The sequence below is a fragment of the Rahnella sp. CFA14(1/10) genome, from assembly GCF_004195095.1.
Classification (GTDB): Bacteria; Pseudomonadota; Gammaproteobacteria; order Enterobacterales; family Enterobacteriaceae; genus Rahnella; species Rahnella perminowiae.
The window spans coordinates 1-477 of record NZ_SEWS01000035.1 but is presented as its reverse complement, the minus strand read 5'-3'; the positions used below and the strand labels follow the sequence as shown (position 1 = coordinate 477).

At 36.1% G+C, this 477-nt stretch carries 1 protein-coding gene; it reads left to right on the top strand.

Annotation, left to right across the window (positions count from 1 at the left end; genetic code table 11):
* The coding region (locus tag EVX52_RS25360) for a hypothetical protein (protein ID WP_205952726.1) at positions 1-477 on the top strand (477 nt) is incomplete at both ends.

The following is a 477-nucleotide window of genomic DNA, read 5'->3' as shown; positions in this document are numbered from 1 at the left end:
GCAGTTGGACTTTGATATTTCTAAGTGCTTGAGGCAAACATTAACATCTGGCTCAACTGAGCATGCATTATCATTGTTAACCTCTTGGTTGCTAGAAGCATCAGAAAAAAGAACAAAAATCACTCACGAAATACTTTTTGAAAAGATCAAGTCAATAGGTCGATACTTTGCGGAGCGAGAGGCACACCATCACGAATGGTTTAAGTCCGTAACACCTTTAGAAAGCAATAACACCATCGAAAAACATAGTTTAGAAAAAGAATACTACCGAGGAGTATCAACTAGATTTAGTCATATTCAAGCTCAATTAGATATCCTTAGGCAAGATCAACTAACAGAAATAGATAACCAATTTAAAATATCTCAAACTGTCATTATTCACGGTGCATCAGGTCAGGGAAAAACCTCTTTAGCTTATCGTTATCTATATGAATATGTTCCTGAAGCCTGGCGGCTACAAGTTAAATTTATTGAAGA